Origin of the sequence: Roseomonas sp. BN140053, assembly GCF_047690175.1 — a bacterium.
Lineage (GTDB): Bacteria > Pseudomonadota > Alphaproteobacteria > Acetobacterales > Acetobacteraceae > Roseomonas.
This window is the reverse complement of sequence record NZ_JBLLEB010000006.1, coordinates 194,237-200,741: the sequence shown is the minus strand read 5'-3', so window position 1 is coordinate 200,741 and position 6,505 is coordinate 194,237. Positions and strand designations below refer to the sequence as shown.

Genomic DNA, 6,505 nt, shown 5'->3' with positions numbered 1-6,505 from the left:
GTCGTCCAGGCTGGACCTGGTCATGGCCGTGCCATCCCCGAAAGCGTCGAACACTTTCAGAGTGGCACGGCCAGAAAACCCCCATCACACCCAGCCCATCACTCACTTCAGTCACACACCCTAGGCTCCTCGACCTCATGAGTGCCTCCGGCGGGGGCGGGCCGGACAACGCGATCCTCAATGACTGCCCTCAGCCAACCCGCCCCCGCCGGAGGCACTCAACGCGGGGTCCGGGGAGTTCGTAACTCCCCGGCGGGGTCCAGGGGCAGCGCCCCTGGCCTCGGTCAGCCAACCCAGGACCAACCGCCCCACCCGGACCAGACCTCCACCAACGACGACGACCGGCGGCGGCTCAGCCCTTGCCGGCCGCCTTGGGTTGGTGGCCGGACACGGCGGCGCCGGCGTCGGGGGGCAGGCGCATGACCATGGGGATGGAGATCAGCGTGATGGCGGCCACCGCCAGGAAGGCGATGGCGAAGCTGCCCAGGCTGGGCCCGGATTGGCCGGACAGGGCCACGGCCGCGGTCAGCGCGGTGGAGCCGGTGACCACGCCCAGCGCCATGGAAAGCTGCTGGGCGGTGGAATACAGGCTGGTGGCGGCGCTGAGGCGGGGCTGCGGGATTTCGGCATAGGCGAGCGAGTTGAGCGAGGTGAAATGGAGGGAGCGGAACACCCCGCCCACCGCCAGCAGCACGAACACTCCTGCCAGCGGCCAGGCCGGCGTCAGCAGCGCCAGCCCGGCGATCGCCAGGGCCTGGAACACGGTGTTCCAGATCAGCGTGTTGCGGAAGCCGAAGCGGCGCAGCACCGGCCGCACCACCGGCTTCATCCCCAGTGCCCCCAGCGCCGAGGCGAGCGAGACCAGCCCCGAGGTGGTCGCCGAGGCCCCGAAGCCCAGCTGCAGGGTCAGCGGCACCAGGAAGGGCGTCGCCCCCGCGCCCAGCCTGAACAGCGTCCCCGCCACGACGGCGGACTGGAAGGCAGGGAAGCGCAGCAGCGTCAGGTCCACCGCCGGGTGCGGCACGCGCCGGCAATGCCGCACCGCCAGCACGCCCAGCACGGCGCCCGCGCCCAGCAGCAGCGCCGGCCAGGGCGGCGGGATCAGCTCGCGACCTATGGTTTCCAGCCCGGCCATCAGCGCGGCCAGCGACAGCCCCACCAGCAGCACGCCCACCACGTCCAGCCGCGGCGGCCGGTCCTGCGGCGGCGGCGTGATGAAGCGCCAGGCCAGCACCAGCCCCAGCAGCCCCACCGGCAGGTTGATCCAGAACACCCAGTGCCAGCTCAGGGTATCGGTCAGGAAGCCGCCCAGCGGCGGCCCCATGATCGGCCCCAGCAGGCCCGGCATGGTCAGCCAGGTGGTGGCGCGGACTAGGTCCTCCTTGTTGACCTGCCGCAGCAGCAGCAGCCGGGCCACGGGCACCATCATGGCCCCGCCCAGCCCCTGCACCACCCGGGCCAGGATCAGTTGCGGCAGGTTCTGCGACAGGCCGCAGGCCATGGAGGCGGCCACGAACACCGCGATCGCCCACAGGAACACCCGCTTGGCGCCGTAGCGGTCCGCCACCCAGCCCGACACCGGCACGAACACCGTCAGCGCCACGAGATAGGAGGTGATCGCCGCCGAAAGGTGCACGGGCGTGGATTCGAGGTCCCGCGCCATGGCCGGCAGGGCCGTGGCCACCACGCTGCTGTCCAGGTTCTGCATGAACAGGGCACTGGCGACGATGGCCGCCGTGGCTCGCGGATCTTTCCGCCAATTGATGCGCTCGCGGGTCACCCATTCCCCTTGCGCCTGCCGCCCCGGCCTTGCAAGCCACGCCGCCGGGCCGCATTTTCGCTGCCATGGAGCAAGCGGCAGGTGAGGCCCGGCGGATCCCGCTGCATGGCCCCGATGACTTCGAAGGAATGCGGCGCGCCGGCCGGCTGGCCGCCGAATGCCTGGACATGATCGGGCCGCACGTCCAGCCCGGCATCACCACCGATGCCCTGGACAAGCTGTGCCACGACTTCATGGTGGAACGCGGCGCCACCCCGGCGACGCTGGGCTATCGCGGCTACCCGAAAAGCTCCTGTATCTCCATCAACCACGTCGTCTGCCACGGCATCCCCGGCGACCGCCGGCTGGCCGAGGGCGACGTGTTGAACATCGACGTCACCCCCATCCTGGACGGCTGGCACGGCGACACCTCGCGCATGTACGTGGCGGGCACCCCCTCCACCAAGGCGCGCCTGCTGCTCGAGGTCACTTATGAGAGCCTGATGCGCGGCATCGCCGTGGTGAAGCCCGGCGCCACGCTGGGCGACATCGGCCACGCCATCCAGAGCTTCGTGGAGAAGAACCGCTTCTCCGTGGTGCGGGACTTCTGCGGCCACGGCATCGGCCGCACCTTCCACGCGCCGCCCAACGTGCTGCATTTCGGCCGCCGCGGCGAAGGCCCGGTGCTGAAGGAGGGCATGTTCTTTACCATCGAGCCGATGGTGAATGCCGGCCGCCCGGAGGTGAAGGTGCTGGACGACGGCTGGACCGCCGTGACCCGCGACCGCTCCATGTCCGCCCAGTACGAGCACATGGTGGGCGTCACCGCCACGGGGTGCGAGATCTTCACGCTCTCCCCCGCCGGGCTGGACAAGCCGAGCTTCGCGGCCTGAGCGGCCCGCCGCGAATGTCCGCCGACTTCCCGCTGCGCCTGATCGAGGGCTATCGTGGCTTCCGTCACACCCGCTTCCGGCGCGAGCGCCAGCACTACGCGGAACTGGCCGCCGCCGGGCAGAGCCCGCAGGTGCTGATGATCGCCTGCGTCGACAGCCGCGTGGCGCCCGAGGTGGTGTTCGACGCCGACCCCGGCGAGATGCTGGTGGTGCGCAACGTCGCCAACCTCGTCCCCCCCTACCAACCCGATGCCAACTACCACGGCACCTCCGCCGCCATCGAGTTCGCCGTCCGCACGCTGGAGGTGCAGCACGTCGTGGTGCTCGGCCACGCGTCCTGCGGCGGCGTGCGCGCCTTCCGGGACAACCAGCAGCGCGGCATCGACGCCTCGCACGGCGATTTCGTGGCCCGCTGGATGGACCTCCTCGCCCCCGCCCGCGAACTGGCCCTGGTGTGCGAAGGCTGCGACCCGCTGGACGACCAGCAGGCGATGGAGTTCGCCTCCATCCGCCAGTCGCTGCGCAACCTCCGTTCCTTTCCCTGGCTGGCCCAGCGCGAGGCGCAAGGCAGCCTTGCCGTGCACGGGGTCTGGTTCGACGTGGCCGACGGCGTGCTGCGCCGCCTGGACGAGGCGAGCGGCCGTTTCCACGCCCTGTCGGAAGGGCCGGAAGGCTGGACCTCCGACGAGCCGACCGCAGCCCCCTGCCCCTGCCGGGCTGATCCCTCTTCCCCGGACGGCCGGATGCTCAGACAAGAGTGTCCGTCAGGCTGACCCATCCGCGCCCAAGCCGGCCAGCGACGTTCGGGCGTCGCGGCGATGCCCGACGGCGAGGACCGGCATGGCGCGCCGATGTTCTCGCCCGCCATGCCGCTGTCCAGCAGCTTGCGGAACACCCCTCGACGCGCCGGTTCGGCCGGTGCCGCTGGCCCCCCCGCGTCGGACCCGCGCGGCCCTGACCGGCCGGGCCCGGCCGCGGCGGCTCAGCGGGCGAGCACCCCGTCCACGCAGGTGACGCAGGCACCACCGACCGAAACCTGGCCGCCCGCCGCCACCCGCACCGCGACGCGCCCGTCGCGGCCGACGCAGCGGCCCTGGGTGGCCAGGTAGTCGGCTCCGCCCGGCGGCAACAGCCCCCGTTCCCGCCGGAACACCGCCACGCTGCCATTGCCGCTGCCGCAAACCGGGTCCTCCGGCACGCCGCCGGAGGGCGCGAAGGAGCGGACCTCGATCCCCGTTCCCTCGCCCTGGCCGAACACCGTCACGCCCGTGACCCCCAGCCGCCGCTCGAAGGCCGCCGAGCGCGCGAGATCCGGCTGCAGGGCCAGCACCGCGGCCGCATCGGCCAGCTGCGCCACCACCCAGACGGCGCCGACATTCACCACCGACGGCGCGGCCCCGGCCTCCACGCGCTGGCCCAGGATGGCCTCCAGCTCCGCGATGTCCGCCGCCCCCAGCGGCGTCACCGTGGCGGACGGCAGTTCCAGCGTCAGGCGGCGCTCCGCCCCCTCGCCGGCCACGGCAAGCCGCACGAGGCCGACGGCGCATTCCTGCACCAGCTGCCCGTCGCGCGGCGTCACCCGCCCCGCTTCCAGCATCGCGTGCGCCGTGCCCAGCGTCGGATGCCCGGCAAAGGGCAGTTCGCTGCGCGGCGTGAAGATCCGCAGCCGGTAATCCGCCCCGGGCGTGCCGGGCGGCAGCACGAAGGTCGTTTCCGACAGGTTGGTCCAGCCGGCGATGGCCTGCATGGCCGCCGTGTCCAGTCCTTCGGCATCCAGCACCACGGCCACGGGATTGCCCAGAAACGGCCGGGACGAGAAAGCGTCCACCACCTTAAAGGCCCTGCTCATCCTGCCCTCCGCGCGCCATCAACCTGTTTCCGCGCGTCCGGCGGCGGCTGCCCACGGCGCCGGCACGATCGCGGGCCCGGTTCCTAGCAGGTCCCGCCGCGCGCCGAACAGCGCGACGCGTCGCCGTCAGGCCAGAAACGCCGCCACCTCGTCCAGCGCCCGCCGTCCTTCCGGCAGCGGCAGGGTCATCCAATCGTGGATCATCTCCGGGTATTCGCGCAGGCTCAGCGGCGCGCCCTCGGCCCGCGCCGCCGCGTGCAGCCGATGCGCCTCGGCGTTGAGGATGTCGCGCGTGCCGGTCAGCAGCAGGATCGGCGGCAGCCCCGCCAGCCGCCCGAAGAGCGGGCTGACGCGCGGGTCCTCCGGCGCCATCCCGCTGGCCCGGGCATAAACCCGCCCCACCTCCTTCGCCCCGTGCAGCCCGAGCAGCGGGTCTCGCCGGTCCAGCGCCGGCTGCCCCGGACCGGAGGCGGAAACATCCAGCCAGGGCGACAGCAGCACCAGCCGGCGCGGCAGCGGCACCCCGGCATCGCGCAGCGCCATGGCGAAGGCCAGCGTCAGCCCGCCCCCCGCGCTGTCGCCCAGCACCGACACCGCCTCCGCCCCCCGTTCCGCCACCAGCCCGTCGTACACGGTGCGGACGAGGGCGGAGATCTCGTGCCAGCCGGCGCCCGGCGCCAGCGGATAGATCGGCGCCACCACCGTGGCGCCGGTGCGCGACACCAGATCCTCGATCAGCCGCCAATGAACGGATTGCAGGTGCAGCACGTAGGCGCCGCCATGCAGGAACAGGAGGCGCGCCCCCGAACCACCCTCACGCGGGCCGGCCACGAAAACGAGATGCCCCGCCACCCGCTCCCGCCGGATCAGCAGGGCGCGTTCCCGCCGCCGTCCGGGCTCGGCGGGACCCTTTTCCGCCAGCCGGCGCACGATCGGCCAGAACCGCTCGGGGTCGTCCAGCCAGCGCTTGGCGCGGAGGAGGCGGAGCACGGAGATGAGCAGGGTCGCGCGCAGGCTGGTCATCCCGGGCTTTTCCACCCTCCCCACCTCCGGCGGAAGCCGCTCGACGCGGCGCGGCGGCGCGTGCTCCACTCGCACCGGCTGTGGGGAGCGGCAGGGATTCGCGGCACGGGCAAACGCTTCGGCATGGAGGAAGCGAGCCTGGCCTTCACGCCGGAACCCCCGGCGCTGTTCACGACCGCCACGGTGTCGCCCGCCCTGCCCAGCGGCCCCGAAGGCCACCGCAAGCGCCTGCGCGAACGCCTGCTGCGCGGCGGCCCCGAAGCGCTGGCGGATTACGAGCTGCTGGAAATGCTGCTCTTCGCCGCCATGCCCCGCGCCGACACCAAGCCCCTGGCCAAGGCGCTGATCGCCCGCTTCGGCTCCTTCGGCAACGCCGTCTCCGCCCCGGAACCGGAGCTGCGCGAGGTCGCTGGCGTGGGCGACGCGGTGCTGGCCTCGCTGCGCCTGGTGCGCGCCGCCGCCCTGCGCCTGCTGGCCGAGGAGGTGCGCGAGCGCCCGGTGCTGAACAACTGGGAGAAGCTGCTGGGCTACCTGACCGCGGCGCTGTCGCGGGAAACGGTGGAACAGTTCCGCGTGCTGTTCCTGGACAGCAAGAACCGCCTCCTGGCCGACGAAGCCCAGGCCCGCGGCACGGTGAACCACACCCCCGTCTACCCGCGCGAGGTGGTGAAGCGCTGCCTGGAGCTGCAGGCGACCGCGGTGATCCTGGTGCACAACCACCCCAGCGGCGACCCCACGCCCTCCCGCGCCGACCTCGAGATGACGGAGGAAATCCGCAAGGCTGCGGCCATCCTGGGCGTGGTGGTGCACGACCACCTGATCATGGGCAACGGCCGTCACCTCAGCTTCCGGCGCGAAGGCCTGCTGTGAGGCACCGGCCGCCGGGCGGGTGCCTCCCCCCGGTGGTTCCCGCCAGCTGGCGCGCGGTGCTGCCCGCACCCGGCCGGCATTACCCGCGCCCCGGCCGCCTCACGCGGCTTT

6 protein-coding genes are annotated in these 6,505 nt (G+C 72.7%); 3 read left to right on the top strand and 3 right to left on the bottom strand.

Features of this window, described 5'->3' with window-relative positions:
• Positions 1-352 precede the first annotated feature (352 nt).
• Complete coding sequence (locus tag ACLIBK_RS08955) at positions 353-1,780, bottom strand: MFS transporter (RefSeq protein ID WP_415386896.1); 1,428 nt, start codon at positions 1,778-1,780, stop codon at positions 353-355.
• A gap of 65 nt (positions 1,781-1,845) precedes the next feature.
• On the opposite strand from ACLIBK_RS08955, the gene map reads away from it, so the two are divergent.
• Complete coding sequence (gene map, locus ACLIBK_RS08950) at positions 1,846-2,652, top strand: type I methionyl aminopeptidase (protein ID WP_415386895.1); 807 nt, start codon at positions 1,846-1,848, stop codon at positions 2,650-2,652.
• Positions 2,653-2,666: 14 nt separating this feature from the next.
• Positions 2,667-3,425 carry a carbonic anhydrase gene (locus tag ACLIBK_RS08945; protein ID WP_415386894.1) on the top strand — a complete coding sequence of 253 codons (759 nt, stop codon included), beginning with the start codon at positions 2,667-2,669 and terminating at the stop codon, positions 3,423-3,425.
• 209 nt (positions 3,426-3,634) lie between these two features.
• Here the strand turns inward: ACLIBK_RS08945 and ACLIBK_RS08940 are convergent, their stop codons facing one another.
• Together ACLIBK_RS08940 and ACLIBK_RS08935 are read right to left on the bottom strand one after the other, a co-directional pair.
• Entirely contained in the window at positions 3,635-4,501 is an 867-nt protein-coding gene (locus ACLIBK_RS08940; protein WP_415386893.1) for a PhzF family phenazine biosynthesis protein, read from the bottom strand.
• A gap of 126 nt (positions 4,502-4,627) precedes the next feature.
• A complete protein-coding gene (locus ACLIBK_RS08935) occupies positions 4,628-5,524 on the bottom strand; it encodes an alpha/beta hydrolase (RefSeq protein WP_415386892.1) in 897 nt (298 codons plus the stop codon).
• A 123-nt stretch (positions 5,525-5,647) separates the two neighbouring features.
• On the opposite strand from ACLIBK_RS08935, the gene radC reads away from it, so the two are divergent.
• Positions 5,648-6,394, top strand: a complete 747-nt coding sequence (radC, locus tag ACLIBK_RS08930) for a RadC family protein (protein WP_415386891.1) — start codon at positions 5,648-5,650, stop codon at positions 6,392-6,394.
• Positions 6,395-6,505: the final 111 nt, after the last annotated feature.